2 tRNA genes are annotated in these 595 nt (G+C 57.3%); both read right to left on the reverse strand.

The features are described 5' to 3' along the window. Positions 1-186: 186 nt before the first annotated feature. A tRNA-Ala gene (locus tag RRU01S_RS24925) sits at positions 187-262 on the reverse strand. A gap of 150 nt (positions 263-412) precedes the next feature. Then, a tRNA-Ile gene (locus RRU01S_RS24930) sits at positions 413-489 on the reverse strand. Positions 490-595: the final 106 nt, after the last annotated feature.

Genomic DNA, 595 nt, shown 5'->3' on the forward strand with positions numbered 1-595 from the left:
GTACAGAACAGGCATCAGCTTTCAAAAAAGCGATGCAAACTTTTATTTCTTCAAAAGGATATTTTGACTACCGATCAGTCCGCCCTACAGGCCAGAGGCCGTCGGCCACGTTTGGCCGGCCCGTCGGACACGCAGCGGCGTGAGCCGCGACAGCGTCAAGACAAACCAACCCAATCGCTTCGCGATTGGTGGAGCTTATCGGGATCGAACCGATGACCCCCTGCTTGCAAAGCAGGTGCTCTCCCAGCTGAGCTAAAGCCCCAACCATCGCAAACACCCAAACAGCTAAGCCGTCAGGGATCAGGTAAAATCTAAAAAACCATTGGTGCAGGGCAGAACCCGTCGCCGATCGTTCGGCGCGCCGCCTGCAGGCCAGCAGCGTAAGCTGCGATACGGCCGTGAAGGCAAAGCATGGTGGGCCCGGGTAGACTTGAACTACCGACCCCACGCTTATCAAGCGTGTGCTCTAACCAACTGAGCTACGGGCCCATCTCGCCGAGCGCATGGTAACTTCAACTGAAGTCTCCATACAGGCCAGAGGCCGTCGCCGGTCGCCAGCACTCAGGCAGAGCACAGGGTCAAAGACCCGCTCATA

Origin of the sequence: Agrobacterium rubi TR3 = NBRC 13261, from assembly GCF_000739935.1 — a bacterium.
GTDB classification, from domain to species: domain Bacteria; phylum Pseudomonadota; class Alphaproteobacteria; order Rhizobiales; family Rhizobiaceae; genus Agrobacterium; species Agrobacterium rubi.